Genomic DNA, 20,111 nt, shown 5'->3' on the forward strand with positions numbered 1-20,111 from the left:
TTGGCCGTGATCTCACCGTTGTGTGACCGTTAGGTCAGCCATACCCCGGCAAGTCCGGCACACCGCTGGAGGTCAGCCAGCCACCGCCGTCGACCACCAGCACGGCCCCCGTCACATACGACGCCGCATCGCTGGCCAGGAACAACACCGTCTCGGCAACTTCAGTCGTCGAGCCGGGTCGCCGCAGTGGGTTCTGGACGGCGCGGTGCTGGTCGTCGCCGGCGATTCTGCGGACCCCCTCGGTCCCCGACATCGCCCCAGGCGCAACGACATTGACCCGAACCCCGTCGGGCCCCCATTCGATCGCACAGGCGCGGCTGAACGCGTCAACGCCGGCCTTGGCGGACACGACATGCGCTTGCAGGGCCATGCCGCGGTACTGGATTGCCGCGCTGATGTTCACCACGGCGCCACCGTGCTCGCGCAGCCAAAGGTCGTACGCCGCTTTGGAGACGTTGAATGTTCCGACCAGATCGATGTCGACCACCGCTTTGAATCCGTTGGCGCTCAGGTCGCTGATCGGGACTGGAAAGTTTCCGGCGGCATTGTTGACGACGATGTCGAGACGTCCGAAGGCGGTGATCACGTCCTCGACGACGAGCGTGACCTCGTCGCTGCGCCGGACGTCGCAGATGCCCTAGACGGCCCAATCCCCTCTTGCCGCAACGCCATAACCGCGGCTTGCAGATTGGGTTCCTTTCGGCTGCAGATGGCCACGCGAGCGCCGTGATTGCCCAATACCCGGGCGATCTCCAGCCCTAGCCCGGTAGCCCCACCAGTCACCAGCGCCACCTTGCCTTGCAGGATATCCGCGCGAAATGGGCTCGGGTGCAACGTCATTGGGATTCCAGTTCGGAAATCAGATCGGCGAGCGCGAGGATCCGCTGAGCGTCGCGCACGTGTAGGCTTTCGATCATGCGGCCGTCGACGGTGATGACGCTGTTCCCCACCGCCTGGGCCTCCTCGTACGCCGAGACGATCTTGCGTGCGTCGGCCAACTCCTTTTTCGAAGGGCCGAACAACTCGTTCGCCGGGGCGACCTGGGACGGATGGATCAGCGTCTTGCCGTCGAAGCCCATCTCGCGGGCTTGCTGCGCCTCGGCCCGAAAACCGGTCTCGTCGGCGATGGCGTTGAACACTCCGTCCAAGATGGCCTTCCCCGCCGCTCGTGCGCCCAACACGGCCAGCGACAACGCGGGTAAAACCGGTGCACGTCCGGGCACATGCAGGCCGTGCAGGTCGTTCACGAGGTCATTTGTGCCGACCACCAGCACCGTCAACCGATCGCTGGCCGCGGCGATCTCCTCGGCCCGCAAGATAGCCCGCGGCGTTTCGATCATCGCCCACAGCTGCAACGACGGCGGCGCGTCAAGCGCGTCGAGCGCGTCGGCGAGCGCTTGGACCTCTTTACCGGTCTCCACCTTCGGCACCAGCACCCCATCGGCGGCCGAGCCGGCCACCGCGGCGAGGTCGTCGTCGTGCCAGTCGGTGCCCGCGCCATTGATGCGAATCACCGCCTCGCGGGGCCGATAGCCGTCGGACGAGACGGCGTCGCACACCCTGGCTCGGGATTCGACTTTGGCGTCGGGGCCAACCGCATCCTCGAGATCGAATATCAGCACGTCGGCCGGGAGTGATTTCCCCTTCTCGAGTTCTCGGTCTTTGTTGCCAGGAAGGTAGAGAGTGGATCGGCGCGGGCGCGGCGTCGGTGCCATGGGGCCAGCGTAGAGCTTGACCTCGGCCGCCCGGAGAGTGGTGGTGGCCCGCATTGCGGAATCGCCACGGTTTTGCCGCACAATTCGCGTCATTATCGCGACGCGCGAAATCAGACGGTGAGAAACCGCGTTGACGGGTTTATGCTGATATTCGCGGCGCAACGCCGATCAAAAAGGTAGGTCCAAGCATGAGCACGGACAAAGTTAACCGCGGCATTCTCCTCGCCATCATGGCGCTCGTATCCGTCGCCTATATCGCGTTGTACGAGCATGCCTCCGCCAACTTCAGGTTGTACGTGCCGCTCTGCATGGCAGCCGTGGTGGGTCTGCTGATCCACGACGCCGTAAGCAGCCACAAGCCCCGGCGGCATTGAGCTCGAGTCTCCGACCCCATCGCCACCCTGACCGGCGGCGATAGGACTCGGGAACCCCGCACCGCGGATTGATTCATCTGAATTGCCATCCGCGCGGCGCATGGCTACGAATCACCACATATGGGGGTACTTGAGCGCGCCGACGATCTGGCGGTACGGGTTTTCTGGTTCCTGGGCGACCATTGGCTCGGCCATCGATCGCCAACAGACGAGGAGGTGGGCGAGCTGCGCGCCGCGGCGTTCCAATTCTCGGAGGAGGAGGCCCACGGCTACGACCCACTGGTAGCGAGGGCCTGCGATATGGCTACCGCCGTCCTCGAGTTGTTGTCGCCGCTCCGCACGCCGGACAGCGTGGCGAAGCTGAAGGACGCCAGCGACGCGTACCAGCAAGCAAGGCTTCGGTGATGACCAGACGACTCGTTAATCGCGCTGATCTTCGTTCGGTGCCGGCGGGCGTTGATAGCGCCGGTGACGCCGACGGGCTCCCAGAAGTTTCACCGCAAGGCGTGGGTTGGTTCCGGTTCTACTTCGATGACGGTCGATGGGAGTGGTCCGAGCAGGTCCAGCGGTTGCACGGGTACGAACCGGGTGCCGTGACGCCGACGACGGAGCTGGTGCTTTCGCACAAGCATCCCGACGACCGCGATCAAGTCGCGGGGACGATTGATGCCATCATGCACACCCGTGGGGCGTTGAGCAGCCGGCACCGGATCGTCGACACCGGGGGCACTGTGCGCTGGGTCGTCATCGGAGATCAATTTTTCGACGGTCGTGGCGTGGCGATCGGTACCCACGGTTTCTACGTCGACGTCACCCCGATACGCCATTCACGTGAGGACGCGATCACCACCCGGGTGGGCGAGATCGCGGACAAGCGCGCCCCGATCGAGCAAGCCAAAGGCATGCTGATGCTCGTCTACGACGTCGACGACAATGCCGCATTCGAGTTACTCAGCTGGCTCTCCCAGAAAAACAATGTCAAATTGCGCGTCCTCGCCGAACAAATCGGTGCCGCTTTGCGGACAACCGCGACGGGCGCAATCGTCGATCGAACCATTTTCGACCATGCACTGATGAGCGCCGCGGATCCGCGCGGATCGTGAGGGGTTTGCCGGCGGAAGCTTTGGAACTCTCGGACGTTGATACTGGCGTGAGCGCAATCGGATTTCACGAGGGTGAAGTGGCGACGCAACGGCGGGCCGGCACCGAACTCCAGGCACGACGGCTCGAGAAGATTCTCGATGCGACCGGTTTGTCCCGGGGCGCCGCCCAGTTCCTGGCAGCGCAGCGGTTTGCCGCGCTGACCGGGCGTGATCGAGGGAGCGTCTTGTGGACCTCGCCGCTGTCGGCGGAGCCGGGTTTCCTGCGTGGCGCCGGCGACACACTGCGGATCTCGGCACTGCCCCGCCAGGGCGATCCCCTGCAATCGTTAGCGGTCGGACAGCAGGTTGGGTTGATCGCCATCGATTTCGCCACCCGGCGCAGAATGCGGATCAACGGGAACCTCGTTGACGCCGACACCGCGAGTATGACGGTGCATGTGGACCAGGCCTATGGAAACTGCCCGCAGTACATCCACCCGCACGCGGTGGACACCGCCGTTATTACGGCTCCCTCGTTCGACCCAAGGCGCACAACGGCTTTGAGCACTGAAGAGCAAACCATGATCGCGGCCGCGGACACCTTCTTCCTGGGCACCACGCATCCGACCCGGGGCGCTGATGCGTCCCACCGCGGGGGTCCGGCGGGATTCGTTCGGGTCGACTCCCCCAGCAGGTTGTGGTGGCCGGATTACCCGGGCAACAACATGTTCAACAGCTTCGGCAATCTGGCGATCGACGACGAGGCCGCCCTGCTCTTCGTCGACTTCGATACCGGCGTCAGCCTGCACGCGTCCGGAACCGCTCGGGTGCTCTGGACCGACCCGGGCGCCGACGGCGACGACGGCGGTGTGGGTCGTCGCGTCGAGTTTACGGTCGGCGCCGTTATTGCGTCGTCGGCGTAACGCGGCATCGACATCTCACTGTCCGAGACGAATGTCGGCCGACCGCAGCAGTTTTCGTTAATATTGAGCCGGCTACACTCCCTGGGCCTCACGCCCAGGCCCGAAGGCACGCCCGGGTCCGCTCGGCTCCCTCGGTCGACGGGTCGAACGCAATAGCGACGAATTCGTCTACCCCAGCATCGCGAAGCCCGTCGAGCTGCTGCGAAACAGTGGCCTCGTCACCGACCAATGCGGCGTCCTCGGGTCCCGAAAAGCCCTCTCTGTCAAGCATCGCGCGATACGACGGCAGGTGGCCGTACATCGCGAATTGCTCGGCGGCTAGCGCGCGAAGCTTGGCGACATCGTCGGTCACGCCGACCGGCAACGCGGCTGCCACCGCGACGGAACCCACCGCGCGGCCCGCCTCGGCGGCGGCATCGCGCAGCGTGGGACCTACGCGCTCGCGCAGCGTCTTGGGGCCCGTCATCCAGGTGATGGTTCCCGCGGTTCGCCTGCCAGCGACTCGCAGCATCTGCGGACCGAGCGCGGCGACGTACACCTGGGGTGTCGGGGCGTTCGGGATCTGCAGCGCTCCCCTGGTCGTGACGAGTTCGCCGGGCGCGTCGGCCGGTCCACCGGCGAGCAGTGGCAGCAAGCCGTCGAGGTACTCGGACAGTCGCTTCACCGACCTGTCCCACGAGACGCCCCACATCCCCTCGGTCACGGCGCGGTGGGTGACGCCGATCCCCAAGGTGAACCTTCCGCCGCCAATGATGTTGAGTGTCAACGCCCGCTGCGCGAGCAGCATCGGGTGCTGGTTCTGGATCGGCACCACGCCGCTGGCCACTTCGATGTCGGGTACTTCGCGCAACGCAGCCGCCAAAACGGTCAGCAGGTCGACATCGAAGGGCATCTGCGTCATCCACAGCCGGGCGAATCCGGCCTCACGCGCTTGGGTCAAGTCGCGGATACAGGATTCGATCGGCGTCTTGTTATCGAGGTGGGTGACCAGGCTGATGCGCATGGAACTGACCTTTCGCCGTTGATGGGTGCAGCGTACGCCTTATTGTCTTTCCCGCCTTAGCCTTTCGCGGTGGCCTTTCGCGGTGGCCGCGGCACGAACCGCGGCACCCGGTCGATGACGTCCTGATAGGACGGGCGGCGTTGCAGGCTGCGCTCTTCCATCATCGGAATACTGGCGCCGAGCAACATCGCCAGCATCGCGACCGCACCCAGGATCAGCCACCACCAGGAACCGGGCGCGGCCGCGATACCGAACAACGCGACCGCAACCCAGAAACTGAACTCGCCGAAGTAGTTCGGGTGCCGCGACCAGCTCCACAGGCCGCGGTCCATCGCTTCGTCCCCACGCCGCCGCGCCACGAATCGGTGCATCTGCCCATCGGCGACAAACTCCAGCGCCACGGCGGCCAAACCCACGGCGAAGCCGATCCAGCTGAGCCAGACCCATCCCGGTCCGGGTCGGCTCACCGCGACGTAGGCCGGGATCATGGGCAAAAAGACCTGCAGCGTCGGAATCAGATGGATGGCCGCCAGGTCGGCCAGAAACTCCCAGCGGCCCGCCCGCTGCTTGAACATGGGATAGCGCCAGTCCTCGTGGTGCAAACCCGGAAACGAATAGACCCAGTTCGCGGTCAACCGCACCGCCCACAGCACCACCACAATGGCCAACAGCGCGAATCGCAATACGTCGACCGCGGGCTCGAACCGGCTCCACCAATACAACAACAGCAGCGGCGGCACGACGCTCCAGTACGCGTCGTAGAAGCTGGAGTTGCGGTAGGCGCGGCTGAACGCGAAAACGACGAGGGTTGCCAGCACGTCTGCGATCAAGGTGTCGAGCCAAAGCCGGCCAGTTCGTGGACCCCAGGCCAGCCACGCCGCTGCCAGCGCGACGGCGATGACTTACGCCGCGATGACAAGCCACAGCGACCGCGCCTTGCCGACTGTCGTCATGATCGGAGCGTAGCGAGGCGATCGGCGTGGTCGGCCGCCGAGCGGATCGGCTTCCTTTTTCCGCCGCACGATCCGGCGACGCCGCGGCCGAGAGTCTGCGGGCGTCCCGATCCATGCTGGTACTTCGAACAGCGGCTAAGCGCTGGCCTTCACTCGGTGCGTGCATCGCTTCAGGCATTCTCCGTTCCGCGAACCGCCCTGGCATTTCGGGTGCGACTAACGGATGGGGAAATTGCCAGGCAAAGTGAATCGGCGGTGAAGCGGCGACGACGGTCAGGCCTCCGACAAACGACCGGCAGGCCAAATTCACGCTGCTTTTTAGGGTCGCGACCGGCACCATCATCCTGGTGTGCTGACGAACCTAGCCATAACGCAGTCGTCGAGGCCTGCTCAGTGCGTGTTCACCCCCAATTCCGTCTCACTCGGCAACGCGCGCGCGTTCACGTTAAGGTCATCGCAACCGGGGTGGCGTCGCCTTCTGAAGGACGAAGGGTGGGGACATGTTTTTGGGCACCGTTGACGACTGGACGGCCGAGGGCACCGTCGTTTCCTGGAGCCCCACCGCGACGACTTATGCGTGCGCAGCCGGCGCGCAAGCCCACCCTGCCCCGGTGAGTTACCAGCAGTCGCAGCATCTTCGATACTACCGGCGCCAAGTCAGCCGCGGCCGCGACATCCCGCGATTGTGCATTGGCGCCTGGGAGATCGACGGCACCTGCGATATCGAGGCGATGACGCACGCGGTAAACAGCCATGTCCGGCGCCATGACACCTACCACGACCGATTCGCGTTCTGCGACAACGACAAGATCCACCGTTACGTCATTCCCAACCCAGACGTAATCACCTTGGCACCAAAAGACCTCGGCATGATGGAGCCGATGCAGATCCGCAAACTGCTGCTGGATACCCCCGATCCGCTGCGATGGGATTGCTTCACCTTCGGAATCGTTCAAGGCGAAGACCGGTTCACCGTCTTGATCGCCATCGATCACTTGCGCGCCGACGGAATGTCGGCCGGTGTGATCTTCCTCGACATCCAGACGGCGTACTTCACCGCACTGCAGAACGACGGAGCGACGCTGATACCCGCGGCCAGCCATCGCGAGTACAGCGCGAATCAGCGTGCGTACACGGCAGGACTGAGTGAAGAGTCGCCCGAAACCCAGTCCTGGCGAGCCTTTCTCGCAGCGAACGACGGCGGGTTGCCGAAGTTCCCATTGGAATTGGGCGACGCCACCCCCGATACGGCGGGGGCGATCGACGTGTTCGACTTGATCGACGACGATCAGGGTCGGCGTTTCGAAGCGGCGTGCCGTGCGGTGGGCACGCGATTCAGCGGTGGTGTGTTCGCCTGCGCGGCCCTGGCCGAGTATCGGTTGACCGGTGCCGCAACCTACTTCGGACTCACGCCGTTCGACAACCGCCGCAATCCCGACCACGCCCTCACGGTCGGCTGGTTGGCCAGCTTCGTCCCGTTGGCAATCCCGACTGCCGGAGCGTCATTCGACGAGGTCGCGCACGCTGCCCAGGCGTCCTTCGACGAGAACACCGCTCTCGGCGCGGTGCCGCTCTATCACCTCCTCGAGACGCTGGACGGATCGTCGGGTGACATCGAGGTTCCGGATCGTCCCGTCCCGATGCTGTCCTACATTGACATCCGCAAGCTGCCGTTCGGCGATGATTACGGCGACCTGCGCGCCGGCATCTGGGGCGATAACCGACTCTCGGAAACGGTGTGCATGTGGGTCAATCGCATGCGTGACAAGACGCAATTGGTGGTCGCCTATCCCGGCACCGAGATCGCGCGAAAGTCGGTGTTGCGCTATGTCGAGACGATGCGTGCCGAGTTCACCCGGGTGTCCGACGGCGTATGACGCGGCTGGCGCTGCTGGACCAGGCCGCCTTCCTACGACTGCGAGCCACCGGCCAGGGCAGCGCCGTGCAATGCACCTGGGTATACGACCGCGAAGTCAACATCGACGAACTGCAAAGCTTCCGGGTTCGGCTCGGTGACGGCCTGCTCGGACGCCAGATCGAGCGCTCGCCGTTGCCTTTCGGCCGTCATCACTGGGTGCGCGACGGCAACTCACCCGACATTGCGCTCGAACCGCGACAGCCGCGGTCGGAAGTCGGCGCGTGGCTCGAACGACGCGCACGGGTCCGTGTCGACCCCGAACACGGACCCACGTTTCATCTGGGCGTGCTGCCGTTGGACGACGGCGGCGCCGCGGTCACCTTGGTGTCGTCGCACTGCGTTGTCGACGGTCTCGCGCTGGCCACCGCGATCACCGAAGCGGTCAACGGAGAAGGACGCAACCTCAGTTACCCGCAACCGAATTCGCGAAGTCGATGGCGTGCGGTGGCCGAGGATCTGGCCCACGCCATCGCCGCCCTGCCCGCGGTCATTCGGGCGCTGATCGCGACGCTGCTGATCGTGCTGAACGCTTCCTTAGGCCCGCGGGCCGAGCCCGTAGCACCGCGGCGCGTAACGCCGCCCGACGATGTCCGCACCGCTCCCCCGGCGGTGACCCTGCACACCGACGCCGTCGCATGGGAGGCCCGTGCACGCAGCATAAACGGGAGCAGCAACACGCTTTTCGTCGCATTCATGGCTCGCCTGACCCACCGGATAGGCAGGGTGGCGTCGGACGGAAACTCCGTGACGGTGGTGCTTCCGGTCAGCGATCGCTCGGCGACCGACGACGACCGCGCCAACGCGCTGACCTCGATCACGCTTACGGTCGACGGCCGGGCGGCGGTCGACGACTTGAGTGGCGTACGCGCGGACGTCAAGAGCCTGCTGACGTCCCTGAAAGAAGAGCCCAACGAAATGCTGGCCGGGCTGCCGCTGATCCCGTTCACGCCACGATGGCTGGTCCGGCGAGCCGAAGGCACTGCGATGTCGACCGACCAACTGCCGGTGGGCTGCTCCAACATGGGCACCTTCGATGCCGCCCTGGGCCGTATCGACGGTGCGGATGCCACCGAGGTATCGGTGCGGTTGGTCGAGCAAGGGATGACCCGGCGGCGCATAGAGCAGATACGCGGCCAATTGTTCTGCGCCACAGGCACAATCAACGGCAGCCGGTTTCTCACCGTCAGCGCCTACCAGTGCGGCGCCGACAACACCGCGGCGGCAGCGCGCGAACTCGCGTGTGCCGCGTTGGCCGACGTCGGCTTGTGCGCCACCACCGTCTACCACGGTGGTGGCTGATGCTGACCTTGGGGCCTAATACGAATACCCCCGTACGAAAGCGCTTTTACGTCGGATTTGCCGTCACAATCGCGATCTGGTCGGCAATCGTGCTCTGGTTCGCGATAGACATCGTTCAGCTCGACGTGTACTGGATGTCGTACTACACAGCCACCTACGCCCATGGCTTCGTCCGCCGCGGGCTCGCCGGTGAATTGGTTGGCTTGTTCCCCGGACACTACTTCGCGGTCAGCCTCAGCCTGCGCTGGCTGTCGACGGCGGTATACCTGTGCGGGCTGGCAACGGTCGCCGCCGTGCTGCTTTCGGGGCGCCCGCGCTCCGAACGCAGCCTGATGGTCGCAATGCTGATTCCTTTGCTGCCGTTCGGTGTCCCGTTCGCGGCCTATTCCGCCCGACCGGACTTGTTCGGCGGGGCGGCCCTGGCGCTGTTCGCCCCGGCCGTGATGTTCGCACGTTCCCGCGCGGTCGCGATCACCTGCTGCGCGGCCTACGGCGCAGCGACCGCAACGTTGACACTGGTACACGAGGCGGTCGGTCTGCTGTTCGCGTTCGGGGCCGTGCTGGCCGTCGTTGTCCTCGGCGATGCGCTGGGAGGCAGGCAGCGCCTGGGCGCGTTCTTGGCGGTGGCGCCCGGCGCGGTGACCGCCGCCGCCGTGGCGGCGTTCGGTCGACACGGCATCGCCTCCCAATTGTGTTCCGAAGTTCCGCATCACCCGATGCCGAACGTATTCGGCACGGTCACCTCGCCCCCGGCGTTGCTGCGGTACGTGTTCGACGGGCGACCACCACCGCAAAGCGACTACCACGACTGGGTGTGCCGCAACGTGATGCCGATCTACGACGACGGGATCCTGGACGCCATCCGAAGTGTCGGCCACATCGGAGTCGCCGGCCTCACCGCCTCCCTGGCGTTCGGCGCGGCGGGGATCGTCGCGACGATGTGGGGAGTCAGCGAGGTCTCCGGCGTGCCGCTACGCACGTTCGTCGACGCGGTGCGGGGCCGCATGACGTGGGCTCTCGCGGCGCTGCTGTTGTTCGTCCCGATCTTCCTCACCGGCTACGACTGGACCCGCTGGCTGACGACGGTGGCGTTCGACATGGGGGTGGTGTTCATCCTCTTCGCGGCGCGCAGGCCCGAGATCGAACAGGAACCGACACCAAAATCGTTGCGCGTGTTCGCTTTTCTCGTGATCGCGCTCGGTTTGGTCGTGATCGGAAGCGTCCCCGGCTTCGGCGTACCCCGAATGGTCTAAGCGTCGCTATCAAGCCACCGCCGGTACGTCACCGGTGAGAATCCGTCGGTGCATGGCGCGGATCTCAAGCTTGCGCATTGCGACGCCCCACTGCGCCGGGCTCAATGAAACGGTGCCGAACCCAGCCTGCAAGAACGGCACTTGTGCCGTCATGCAGCTGGTCGAGCAGTAGCGGCGCTGACGCCATGGCTTTCGATATGACTTAGCGGCCCACCAGCTGCGACTGATCACCTGTGCCCGCAGCGTGCTTGCTTTGCTCGTTTGTCGACGTCGGAGCCGAATTCTGCGGTTGCTCTTGTGGTTTGGAGATCCACCCGAAGTACCCGAGGGCCACGCTGAGCGCCGAGTAAACGGCGGCTTCGGCCCACATGTATCCGACGCCCCAACGTCTGCCGACGAAGACAGGTTCATCGATGATGCCCCGATCTGCCGCGACAGCATACGCGGCGTGGGCATAAGCCAGCGCGGCAAATGACCCGAGAAGAATTTGCAGACTTCGCGCTTCATGTTGTGTTTCCTTTCAGGATTGGTGTTACGTACAATCCACGCCGGCTGCTTAGCGAACCCACTGGCTCCGGGTTGTATCCGCCGGCTCACACCACAGAGTGCAGTGTCAGCGGCACCGGCGACAGGGTCACAAGTCCTAACGACACAGGCCTTTTGCTCACATCCCTGCGCACCGATCGCCGATGACGCGCGCACAAGGGCTCATGGTTGATTCACTGCGACATCGCCGAGTCGGCTTCCTCTGTCGGGCGCCGGGTTCGGACGCTCTCGGGTGGTGTGGGTTCGTCCTCGGTGAGAGTGAAATAGTTTTCTTCCTCTTGGACGAAGTGCAGCCGCAGCAGTGCATACAGGCCGTACAGGCACGCCAGCAGGTCATCGACGTCCTCGGGCTGGATCGCTCCGGCCGATTGGGCAAGTCGCACATGAGCACTGACGCGATCGGCGAGCCGTTGGATCTCGGCATGGGTGCGGCTCATCGTGGCGGTGGCCTCGTCGCTGCCCAGCGGCCGAGCCAACGCTGGATACAGCTGGGTCTCCTCCGCGCGTTCATGAGGCAGGATCCGGTCGGTGAGCAATTTGCTTGCCGCGGTGAGCGATTCCAGTGCTGCGGCGTCGGGGCCGCTGGCCAACCGATCGGCGCTGTCGCGCAGTAACCCGAGCGCGTCACGTAGTTCGTCGTGTTCGGCGGCGAAGTGCCGCAACAATTGCTCGGTGTTGGGGGGTAATGCCACCTCGGTGGCGGGGTTACCACGCAGGGCCCGCAGCGCATTAAGGATGACGGTGACGTCGATGCCCTCTTGCAGCAGCGCACCGGCCGCCGGCGGCAGCCAGCCCAGCGCCGCGACCACCATCGCCAACAGCGACAGACTCATACCCACCACGGCGCTTTGCATGGCGATGCGACGGGACCAGCGCGCAATGTCCATCGCATCGGCGAGGCGGTCCACCCGATCGCTGGTCAGTACGATGTCCGCGGCCTCCGAGGACGCGGTGGCTCCCCGCGCGCCCATTGCCACACCCACCGTCGCCGCTGCCAAGGCGGGCGCGTCGTTGATCCCGTCGCCCACCATCATCGTCACCGCCCGTTGTCGCTCGGCACGCACCGCGGCGACCTTGTCCGCCGGGGTTTGTTCGGCGTAGACCTCGTCGAGTCCCAACACCGTGGCGACCTCGCGGGCCGGCTCGGCGCGATCGCCGGTGAGCATCACCAGTCGATTCAGGCCAGCCGCACGCAAGCGCCGCACCGTGCGAGGGGAATGGCGGCGCAACGGATCTCGTAACAACACCGCGCCGGTCGGCTCCCCTTCGATGCACACCCACGCGATTGCCGCACCGTCCAAACCGGCTCGGCTGAGTACCCCACGCCCCCACGCGGTGGTCACCGCGTCGCGGGACAGCTTTCCGACCGTCACGCGGCGCGCCTCGATGGTGGCGCTAGCACCGCGGCCCGGCTCCTCGATCACGTCGGCCGGCAAAGACAACTGCAGACCCCGCGCGAGCGCTTCGGTGACAATAGCTTCTGCCAGGACATGCGGGGAAAATTGATCCACCGAAGCGGCCAGCCGCAGCATCTCGGTCGGGTTACCCCCGGGCACGGCGACCACGTCGACGACCGCTGGGCGTCCCATCGTGAGGGTGCCGGTCTTGTCCATCACCAAAGTCGTTGCATGCCCAAGGTTTTCCAATGCGCCACCGCTTCGGATGACCACTCCGGCGCGGGACGCCCGAGACAAACCCGAGACAATCGCCACCGGTACCGCCAGCAGCAGCGGGCACGGGGTGGCCACCACCAGCACAGCCACCGCTCGCACCGCTGACCCGCTGGCCAACCACGCCCCACCAGCAACTAGCAGCGCGGCCGGCAATAACCACGCCGCGTACCGATCGGCCAACCGTACGATCGGCGCATTCTCCGCGCCCGCCTGCTGGGCCAACCGCACGATGCCGGCGTAGGTGCTGTCATCGGCTGTCGAGGTGGCGTGTAGCTCAAAAGCGCCGCCGGCGTTCACGACACCACTGCGGACGAGTTCACCAACATCGCGTTCAACTTGCAGCGGCTCACCGGTCAACACCGACTCATCGAGCACCGCGACCACATCGACAACTCGTCCGTCAACCGGCACCACTTCACCGGGGCCGACGACAAGCAGGTCATCGACTGCCACCTCGGCCAGCGGGATTACAGTGACCTGTGCGCTGTCGCGTCGCCGGGCAAAGCGCGGCGCGCGCTCCAGCAGGGCCCGCAGGTCGTGGGAGGCGCGCCGGGCGGCCGCCGCGTCCAGTGCTCGGCCACCGGCCAGCATCATCGCGATCAACGCCCCAGCCAGATACTCGTGAACGAGCAGGGTGCCTACCAGAGACAGCACCGCAATGATATCCACGCCAAACCGCCCGTGGCGCAAGGCCATCACAACCCACACCAAGGCCGGTAGCACAGCGAGCGCGGTGCCGGCGATCCAGGACGCGTCGGCGACATCGTGTCGCCCCCCCAGCCAGGCGATCCCGCCAACAGCCAGCGCACCGACCGTGAACATGACCAAGGCCGGTTCGATCAGGGGCCGCAACCGCGAAAGCCGGCGGAAGGCCGTGGAATCCGTAGCGTCGGTCACCACCGATCCTTTCGACTGCGCAACCCACAACACATCAGCGCGCGAAACGAGCTCACCCTGAGTCGACCAGGATCGACCAAGGGTTTCTAGGGTCGCAATACCTTGGCATGCAGGTCCAAAGGCCCGCGAGCCGGCTTCGGGTCCGGCACCGGTTCCGTTGCGATGAGGCCATCAGTCACAAACAGCGAATGAAACCCCCCACGTATCGCCTTGTGTCTCACATTATTTGACACAAGGCCCAAGTCCCGGTGAGCAAGCGGACACGCCCCCCGGCTCACACCACGGTCACGGCTGCGGTTAAAGCGACACCGAACACCACGGCCGGCAGCGCCATGGCGGCAAGGAAGCCAAGTCCGAAGCGGCGACCGCGCCGGCGTGGGCGTCGGCCAGACCCGCGGCGAACGTGGCAAGCACCGCCCCTTTTGGGCCGAGTATGTCAGCGCACCAACGACCGACGAGCAGGGCGAAGGTCAGCACCGCGGCCAGAACGAGGGCGGGCCGCAACGCGAAGGGTCGGCTTGTCTTCGTCGCCTCGGCTTCGTCATCCTCCGCGGCATTCTGCTGATGTGCCCGCCTGCCACCCCGGTAGACGAAGGCCGCAACACCTACGAGCGCAACCGCTGCTGCGACCACCGGGGGCCGCAGGCGGCGCAGCACTTCGACGTCGACGAGCGCGATCACAATAAGCAACTGCACGAAGGTCGCGAGGCTCGCGAGCAGTGCACTGGCGAGCGGCGCACGCAAGCTCGTAGCCGTCCGGCTGAGCCGGCCCATCGACGCGGTTGTCGCGGTTGCCGAGACGAACCCGCCAGCCAGACCGGTAACGAGCACGCCCCGTTCGGGCCCGAGGGCCCGAACACCGATGTAGCCGACCCAGCCGATACCGGTGAGCAGTACCACCAGGAGCCAGACCTTCGCCGGGTTCAGTACGCCATACGGTCCGAGCTGCTGATCTGGAAGCAATGGCAGGATCACGAGCGCCACCACAAAGAACTTGATCGCGTCCTCTACTTCGACGTCGCTGACGATCTCGCGGGCAAAGCGATGGATGCGGGCCTTCGACACAAGCAGGCCCGCGACGACCACGGCGATGGCCACGGCTACCGCCGGGCGTGTGTAGGCGAGCGCACCGAGCAGGTAGGCAGCGACTGCGGCGATCGCTGTGGTAGTTCCGGGGTCTCTTTCGCTGCTGCGAAAGTAGGCAAGCGTCATCAACGCCCCGACGACAACGAGCCCAACCAGCACTGCCCACTCGTTGAAGCTCGCGGCAATGGCCCCGACTAGCGACAGGAGCGCAAACGAGCGCGTCCCAGCGGGGAGTCTGCGGCTGTGGCTGCGTTCGCGCTCCAAGCCGAGCAGCAAACCTATGGCCAGCGCCACGAGGAATGGCTGGATTTGCTGCCAGTTCACAACGACTCCCGTTCACCAGACCAACAACAGCACAGTAATTATTGGGCCAATAAACGGAAATCCGCGGTCGAGACCAGCCGTGGACGCTGCGTCGAACTTGACGAGTTAGGACACTAGGCGCCTACGGGTGTGCTCTCGTCAGGGATGCCACGGGCCCGAGGCATGCCAGTGACGTCTGCACTCGCTCTCCACCTTTTCGAGCGCCTGCTGAAGTAGCTGCGCGTTTTCGGTGCCGGCGCTGTCGACGAAGTAGGCCAACGCTGCGCAGCGGCCTTTGGAATCGGCGATCTCGTCTAACGCAGCGAGCATCAACTCGGCGACCAACTCGTCGTGGCCGTGCGCCGCCGCGTAACGGAAGGCCCGCTCGTCGCGGTATTGAACGACGAGGCCTTTGTCAGCCAACCGGCGCAGGACCGTCATGATCGTGGTGTAGGCGAGATTGCGCCTCAAGGAGACGGCACCGTGTATCTCACGCACCGTCTGCGGTACCGAATCGCTCCATAGGCGTTCCATCACGCAGCGTTCGAGCGGACCCACCAGCCTCCGGTCGGGCATGGCCACACTCCTGCCCCGGATCCATTCCAAATCAACGGGATAACGGTATCGACCGCACTGGCGGTCAGCCATCACCCATCAGGTGGACGCACCGGGGGAGCCAGATGGTTCAACGCTTCTCGGAAGATGCGACCGATTCTTCGTATACTCAGCCCTGTAGCGAAGTGATACGCGATCAAAGCCGCCCGGCGGCTGGGTGTACAAAATAATTCACGTTCGGCCGCAAAGACCATCGGGAATCTCCTGCAAATCACTTGCATCCAGCTCGCGCCGGAACTTAAGGTCGAGGCGATGGCCAGTACTGCGTTCCGGGTGCCACGGACCAGATTCAGCTTCCTGACTCCCGCGGAGTGGGGGCGTCTGGGGGTGATGCTCGCGGTGATCGTCGCGTTGCATCTGATCGGCGGGTTCACCCTGCTGCTGATCGTCGAACCGGCGCGACTGAACGTGGGCGGCAAAGCCTTTGGCCTCGGCGTCGGGTTGACCGCCTACGCGCTGGGCCTGCGGCACGCCTTCGACGCCGACCACATCGCCGCCATCGACAACACCACCCGCAAACTGATGAGCGACGGCCAACGCCCCCTGGCCGTCGGATTCTTCTTCTCGCTGGGCCACTCCACCGTGGTGTTCACCCTGGCGGTGCTACTGGCGATCGGAGCCAAGGCGATCGCCGGACCAGTCGAAGACGACTCCTCGGCACTGCATCATTACACCGGCGTGATCGGCACCAGCATCTCCGGGATATTCCTCTATCTGATCGCCGGGCTCAACATTGCCGTCCTGATCGCGATCCTGCGGGTGTTCCAGCAGCTGCGCCGCGGCGCCTTCGACGAAGCAGAACTGGAACGGCAATTGAACAGCCGCGGCTTTGTCAACCGCTTCCTGGGCCGCTTCACCCGCACGATCACCACCTCCTGGCACCTGTACCCGATCGGGCTGCTGTTCGGCCTGGGCTTTGACACCGCCACCGAGATCGCCCTGCTGGTCCTGGCCGGCACCAGCGCAGCGGCCGGGCTGCCCTGGTACGCGATCCTGTGCCTGCCGGTCTTGTTCGCCGCCGGCATGTGCCTGCTCGACACCATCGACGGCTCGTTCATGAACTTCGCCTACGGCTGGGCGTTTTCCCACCCGGTGCGCAAGATCTACTACAACCTCACCATCACCGCGCTCTCAGTCGTCGTGGCCCTGCTCATCGGCAGCATCGAACTACTCGGCCTGTTCGCCGACCAACTGAACTGGCACGGTCCGTTCTGGGACCGGCTTTCCGGCCTCGACCTCAACACCATCGGCTTCGCCATCGTCGCCCTCTTCATCACCACTTGGGCGATCGCCCTACTCATCTGGCACTTCGGCCACATCGAAGAAAAATGGACCCCCGCGACGGTCGAAGGCGCCCCTGAACCGCCGAAGTCCAATCAACCTCGTTGATTCCGGCGACTTCCGTCTGCCAGTGGCCTTGATCAGGTCAGGACATCCCGAGGCGAGCTTCGAGTTGGTCGAGTTCGCCGACACGACCTAAGACACACCTCACCTCGACGCCGCGCTTCCCGGCGATGGATGCAACCCCTTGCAGCAGTTGCGCTTTCATCTCCCCCATGCGGGGGGTGCCGGCGGACGAATACCGGCCGTACGGTGACACCAACGCCGGGCCGCGCGTCGCGATCCAGCCCAATGTGTGCCGGCATTAATCGCCGGGCTTCAAGAGGGAGATACACGTGACTGTCCGAGTGGGGATTAATGGTTTCGGTCGGATCGGACGCAATTTTGCCGTGGGGTGAGCTAGGTGTTGACGTGGTGGTCGAATCGACGGGCCTGTTCACCGCGCGCGCCAAGGCGCAGGGCCACCTGGATGCCGGTGCGAAGAAGGTGATCATCTCCGCGCCGGCCAGCGATGAGGACATCACGATGGTGCTGGGGGTCAACGACGACAAGTACGACGGCACTCAGAACATCATTTCCAACGCGTCGTGCACGACGAACTGTCTGGGGCCGCTGGCCAAGGTGATCAATGATGAATTCGGCATCGTCAAGGGGCTGATGACCACGATTCACGCCTACACCCAGGATCAGAACCTGCAAGACGGCCCGCATAAGGACCTGCGTCGCGCGCGTGCTGCCGCGTTGAACATCGTGCCGACCTCGACCGGGGCGGCCAAGGCGATCGGGCTGGTGTTGCCCGAGCTCAAGGGCAAGCTCGACGGGTATGCGCTGCGGGTGCCGATTCCCACCGGCTCGGTCACCGACTTGACCGCCGAGCTGCGCAAGGCGGCCACCGCCGACGAGATCAACGCCGCGATGAAAGCCGCCGCCGAGGGCCCGATGAAGGGCGTCTTGAAGTACTACGACGCGCCGATCGTGTCCAGTGACATCGTCACCGACCCGCACAGCTCGATCTTCGACTCCGGCCTGACCAAGGTGATCGACAACCAGGCCAAAGTCGTCTCCTGGTACGACAACGAGTGGGGCTACTCCAACCGGCTCGTCGACCTGGTCGCACTGGTCGGCGATCGCCTACACCACCGGTGATGTTGCATGGTCTCGCTGGCCACCTCGCACGACTGCCTGCTGCTCGACCTCGACGGGACGCTGTTCCGCGGGACACAGGCGATCGAGGGTGCCGCCGAGGCGTTGGCCCGCACGACAACTCGCAATCTTTTTCTCACCAACAACGCTTTGCGAAGCGCAGCTGAGGTAGCACAACATCTGTGCGAGTTGGGTTTTGACGCAGATCCGGGCGATGTCATCACCAGCGGCAGGTGTGCCGCCGGCCTGTTGGGTACCGAATTGCCCCCGGGCTCGCGGGTACTGGTCGTCGGCTCAGACGCACTGGCGTCCGAAGTCACCGGTGTCGGGCTACAGCCGGTCCGGCAGTGGGTCGATGAACCGGTCGCCGTCGTGCAAGGATTCTCGCCGGACATCGGTTGGCGTGCTCTCGCCGAGGCGGCGCTGGCGATCGGCGCCGGAACACCCTGGGTGGCGACCAATCCCGACCTCACGCTGCCGTCTGAGCGTGGTCTGGTGCCCGGCAACGGCGCGTTGGTGGCGGCCCTGCGTGCGGCGACCGGCGTTGCGCCGCGAGTGGTTGGCAAGCCGTACCAAGCCATCTTTCGGGATGCGCTGTCTCGTGGGCACTTTCGGCTGCCGTTGGTGATCGGCGACCGGCTGGACACCGACATCGCCGGCGCAAACTCCGCCGGGCTGCCCAGCCTGCTGGTGCTCAGCGGAGTCAGCACCGCGGCCGACGCTGCCAAAGCCCAGCCAGCGCAACGGCCCACCTACATCGCCGCGAACCTTTGCGGAATCCATCACGACGACGCGGGCGATCTGCGCCATCCCGGACTACCCCCAGCCGTCCACCCAAACGGGGGATGAACCAGGGGCGCTTAGATCCGATCATCTGAGTAGGTATTTTGCTGCCCGCCGGAGGTCCCGCGCATGCTCACCCGTCACACCACGCTGGTCAAATTCCTCATCGAGGAACGTCGGCGCCACCCCGATGCCAGTGGCGAACTGAACTCGCTGATCCTCGATATTGCCCTTGCCTGCAAAGCCATCTCGACCCGTGTGGCACAGGGTGAGCTCGGCGGAGTCTTGGGCGCCGCCGATGTGGTGAACGTGCAGGGCGAGGAGCAGCAAAAACTCGACGTGCTCGCCAATGACTACTTCTTGCGCGCCAACGAGTGGGGTGGCCAGGTGGCAGGGATGGCCTCCGAGGAGCTGGCAAACCCCTATCTACTGCCGACACAGTATCCACGTGGCAAGTACCTACTGGTCTTTGATCCGCTCGATGGCTCATCGAACATCGACGTCAATGTGTCGGTGGGAAGCATCTTTTCGATTCTGCGCGCCGCCAGTCCGGGTACAGACCCGTCGCCCGAGGATTTCCTGCAGCCCGGCTCGCAGCAAGTATGCGCCGGTTACGCGATCTACGGCCCGTCGACCATGCTGGTGCTCACTGTCGGCACGGGCGTTCACGCCTTCACGTTGGATCCCACGCTCGGGGAATTCATCCTGACTCGGCCGTCAATCCAAATCCCCACTTCCACCCGTGAATTCGCGATCAACGCGTCGAACAGGCGGTTCTGGGAGCCCGCAGTGCAGCGCTACATCGACGAGTGTCTGGCAGGCCGGACCGGTCCGCGTGGCAAGGACTTCAACATGCGGTGGGTCGCGTCACTGGTCGCCGAGACGCACCGAATCCTGAGCCGCGGCGGCGTCTTCCTGTACCCGCGCGATACCAAAGACCCGGACAAGCCGGGACGGCTTCGGCTGTTGTACGAAGCCAGCCCGATCGCGTTTCTGGTCGAGCAGGCGGGCGGCGCGGCCAGCACCGGCCGTGGACGCCTTCTGGACGCCGTCCCGACCAGCCTGCATCAACGCGTGCCGCTGATTTTCGGAGCGGCCGACGAGGTCAAGCTGCTCGAGGACTATCACCGCCAGGACTACGTAAGGCCTTCCACGTCACCGCTCTACGGCGTTCGAGGTCTGTACCGCACCGGAGTCGGCTAAA

17 protein-coding genes and 2 pseudogenes are annotated in these 20,111 nt (G+C 65.0%); 11 read left to right on the top strand and 8 right to left on the bottom strand.

Annotated elements, in window-relative coordinates:
- Positions 1 to 34 precede the first annotated feature (34 nt).
- Genes G6N54_RS09670 through G6N54_RS09680 form a run of 3 tightly spaced genes read right to left on the bottom strand, consistent with a single transcriptional unit; the run spans position 35 to position 1,715 of the window.
- Positions 35 to 634 (bottom strand): SDR family oxidoreductase, encoded by a 600-nt coding sequence (locus G6N54_RS09670; protein WP_163794627.1) that lies wholly within the window; start codon positions 632 to 634, stop codon positions 35 to 37.
- Positions 583 to 840 (bottom strand): SDR family NAD(P)-dependent oxidoreductase, encoded by a 258-nt coding sequence (locus tag G6N54_RS31525; protein ID WP_163789841.1) that lies wholly within the window; start codon positions 838 to 840, stop codon positions 583 to 585. The genes G6N54_RS09670 and G6N54_RS31525 overlap by 52 nt, the downstream gene beginning before the upstream one ends.
- A complete protein-coding gene (locus G6N54_RS09680; protein ID WP_163789842.1) occupies positions 837 to 1,715 on the bottom strand; it encodes an HpcH/HpaI aldolase/citrate lyase family protein in 879 nt (292 codons plus the stop codon). Before G6N54_RS09680 ends, G6N54_RS31525 begins: the two co-directional genes overlap by 4 nt.
- A 188-nt stretch (positions 1,716 to 1,903) precedes the next feature.
- On the opposite strand from G6N54_RS09680, the gene G6N54_RS09685 reads away from it, so the two are divergent.
- The 4 genes from G6N54_RS09685 to G6N54_RS09700 all read left to right on the top strand — a co-directional run bounded on the left by G6N54_RS09685 (position 1,904) and on the right by G6N54_RS09700 (position 4,094).
- Entirely contained in the window at positions 1,904 to 2,089 is a 186-nt protein-coding gene (locus G6N54_RS09685) for a hypothetical protein (protein ID WP_163789843.1), read from the top strand.
- A gap of 120 nt (positions 2,090 to 2,209) precedes the next feature.
- Positions 2,210 to 2,494 (top strand): hypothetical protein, encoded by a 285-nt coding sequence (locus tag G6N54_RS09690; RefSeq protein WP_163789844.1) that lies wholly within the window; start codon positions 2,210 to 2,212, stop codon positions 2,492 to 2,494.
- The gene (locus G6N54_RS09695) at positions 2,494 to 3,192 is read left to right on the top strand and encodes a PAS and ANTAR domain-containing protein (protein WP_163789845.1); all 699 of its coding nucleotides are present in this window, start codon (positions 2,494 to 2,496) and stop codon (positions 3,190 to 3,192) included. The genes G6N54_RS09690 and G6N54_RS09695 overlap by 1 nt, the downstream gene beginning before the upstream one ends.
- A 47-nt stretch (positions 3,193 to 3,239) precedes the next feature.
- Positions 3,240 to 4,094, top strand: a complete 855-nt coding sequence (locus G6N54_RS09700; RefSeq protein WP_163789846.1) for a PNPOx family protein — start codon at positions 3,240 to 3,242, stop codon at positions 4,092 to 4,094.
- Between the two features lie 88 nt (positions 4,095 to 4,182).
- Here G6N54_RS09700 and G6N54_RS09705 read toward each other — a convergent pair whose 3' ends face one another.
- Together G6N54_RS09705 and G6N54_RS09710 are read right to left on the bottom strand one after the other, a co-directional pair.
- Positions 4,183 to 5,097, bottom strand: coding sequence for a TIGR03564 family F420-dependent LLM class oxidoreductase (locus G6N54_RS09705; RefSeq protein WP_163789847.1), 915 nt, complete (start codon positions 5,095 to 5,097; stop codon positions 4,183 to 4,185).
- A 56-nt stretch (positions 5,098 to 5,153) separates the two neighbouring features.
- Positions 5,154 to 5,996: a DUF1295 domain-containing protein gene (locus tag G6N54_RS09710; protein WP_232073754.1), complete on the bottom strand. Its 843-nt coding sequence runs from the start codon at positions 5,994 to 5,996 to the stop codon at positions 5,154 to 5,156.
- A 554-nt stretch (positions 5,997 to 6,550) separates the two neighbouring features.
- Between G6N54_RS09710 and G6N54_RS09715 the strand changes: the two genes are divergently transcribed.
- From G6N54_RS09715 to G6N54_RS09725, 3 genes are read left to right on the top strand one after another with little or no spacing between them, the layout of a single operon-like run.
- A complete protein-coding gene (locus G6N54_RS09715) occupies positions 6,551 to 7,927 on the top strand; it encodes a condensation domain-containing protein (protein WP_163789848.1) in 1,377 nt (458 codons plus the stop codon).
- Complete coding sequence (locus tag G6N54_RS09720; RefSeq protein ID WP_163789849.1) at positions 7,924 to 9,267, top strand: condensation domain-containing protein; 1,344 nt, start codon at positions 7,924 to 7,926, stop codon at positions 9,265 to 9,267. The genes G6N54_RS09715 and G6N54_RS09720 overlap by 4 nt, the downstream gene beginning before the upstream one ends.
- Complete coding sequence (locus tag G6N54_RS09725; protein ID WP_163789850.1) at positions 9,267 to 10,520, top strand: hypothetical protein; 1,254 nt, start codon at positions 9,267 to 9,269, stop codon at positions 10,518 to 10,520. Before G6N54_RS09720 ends, G6N54_RS09725 begins: the two co-directional genes overlap by 1 nt.
- Positions 10,521 to 11,239: 719 nt before the next feature.
- Here G6N54_RS09725 and G6N54_RS09730 read toward each other — a convergent pair.
- The 3 genes from G6N54_RS09730 to G6N54_RS09740 form a co-directional block, all read right to left on the bottom strand.
- Complete coding sequence (locus tag G6N54_RS09730) at positions 11,240 to 13,561, bottom strand: heavy metal translocating P-type ATPase (protein ID WP_163794629.1); 2,322 nt, start codon at positions 13,559 to 13,561, stop codon at positions 11,240 to 11,242.
- 372 nt (positions 13,562 to 13,933) lie between these two features.
- A complete protein-coding gene (locus G6N54_RS09735) occupies positions 13,934 to 15,046 on the bottom strand; it encodes an MgtC/SapB family protein (protein ID WP_163789851.1) in 1,113 nt (370 codons plus the stop codon).
- Positions 15,047 to 15,184: 138 nt separating this feature from the next.
- On the bottom strand, positions 15,185 to 15,601 hold the full coding sequence (locus G6N54_RS09740) for a BlaI/MecI/CopY family transcriptional regulator (protein ID WP_163789852.1): 417 nt from the start codon (positions 15,599 to 15,601) through the stop codon (positions 15,185 to 15,187).
- A 291-nt stretch (positions 15,602 to 15,892) separates the two neighbouring features.
- On the opposite strand from G6N54_RS09740, the gene nicT reads away from it, so the two are divergent.
- From nicT to G6N54_RS09760, 4 genes and pseudogenes are all read left to right on the top strand, one after another.
- The gene (gene nicT, locus G6N54_RS09745) at positions 15,893 to 17,029 is read left to right on the top strand and encodes a Nickel transporter NicT (RefSeq protein WP_163789853.1); all 1,137 of its coding nucleotides are present in this window, start codon (positions 15,893 to 15,895) and stop codon (positions 17,027 to 17,029) included.
- 330 nt (positions 17,030 to 17,359) lie between these two features.
- Positions 17,360 to 18,127 (top strand): annotated as a pseudogene (locus G6N54_RS09750) (type I glyceraldehyde-3-phosphate dehydrogenase); the annotation flags it as partial.
- Positions 18,128 to 18,133: 6 nt separating this feature from the next.
- A pseudogene (locus tag G6N54_RS09755) lies at positions 18,134 to 18,913 on the top strand (HAD-IIA family hydrolase); the annotation flags it as partial.
- Positions 18,914 to 19,036: 123 nt separating this feature from the next.
- Positions 19,037 to 20,110, top strand: coding sequence for a class 1 fructose-bisphosphatase (locus tag G6N54_RS09760; protein ID WP_163789855.1), 1,074 nt, complete (start codon positions 19,037 to 19,039; stop codon positions 20,108 to 20,110).
- Position 20,111 lies beyond the last annotated feature (1 nt).

The organism is Mycobacterium stomatepiae (assembly GCF_010731715.1).
Classification (GTDB): domain Bacteria; phylum Actinomycetota; class Actinomycetes; order Mycobacteriales; family Mycobacteriaceae; genus Mycobacterium; species Mycobacterium stomatepiae.

Coding starts and splice junctions, on each gene's coding strand:
- G6N54_RS31525 (WP_163789841.1), bottom strand. CDS start 840: ATGACGTTGCACCCGAGCCCATTTCGCGCGGATATCCTGCAAGGCAAG.
- G6N54_RS09680 (WP_163789842.1), bottom strand. CDS start 1,715: ATGGCACCGACGCCGCGCCCGCGCCGATCCACTCTCTACCTTCCTGGC.
- G6N54_RS09685 (WP_163789843.1), top strand. CDS start 1,904: ATGAGCACGGACAAAGTTAACCGCGGCATTCTCCTCGCCATCATGGCG.
- G6N54_RS09690 (WP_163789844.1), top strand. CDS start 2,210: ATGGGGGTACTTGAGCGCGCCGACGATCTGGCGGTACGGGTTTTCTGG.
- G6N54_RS09695 (WP_163789845.1), top strand. CDS start 2,494: ATGACCAGACGACTCGTTAATCGCGCTGATCTTCGTTCGGTGCCGGCG.
- G6N54_RS09705 (WP_163789847.1), bottom strand. CDS start 5,097: ATGCGCATCAGCCTGGTCACCCACCTCGATAACAAGACGCCGATCGAA.
- G6N54_RS09715 (WP_163789848.1), top strand. CDS start 6,551: ATGTTTTTGGGCACCGTTGACGACTGGACGGCCGAGGGCACCGTCGTT.
- G6N54_RS09720 (WP_163789849.1), top strand. CDS start 7,924: ATGACGCGGCTGGCGCTGCTGGACCAGGCCGCCTTCCTACGACTGCGA.
- G6N54_RS09725 (WP_163789850.1), top strand. CDS start 9,267: ATGCTGACCTTGGGGCCTAATACGAATACCCCCGTACGAAAGCGCTTT.
- G6N54_RS09730 (WP_163794629.1), bottom strand. CDS start 13,561: ATGTTCACGGTCGGTGCGCTGGCTGTTGGCGGGATCGCCTGGCTGGGG.
- G6N54_RS09740 (WP_163789852.1), bottom strand. CDS start 15,601: ATGCCCGACCGGAGGCTGGTGGGTCCGCTCGAACGCTGCGTGATGGAA.
- nicT (WP_163789853.1), top strand. CDS start 15,893: ATGGCCAGTACTGCGTTCCGGGTGCCACGGACCAGATTCAGCTTCCTG.
- G6N54_RS09760 (WP_163789855.1), top strand. CDS start 19,037: ATGCTCACCCGTCACACCACGCTGGTCAAATTCCTCATCGAGGAACGT.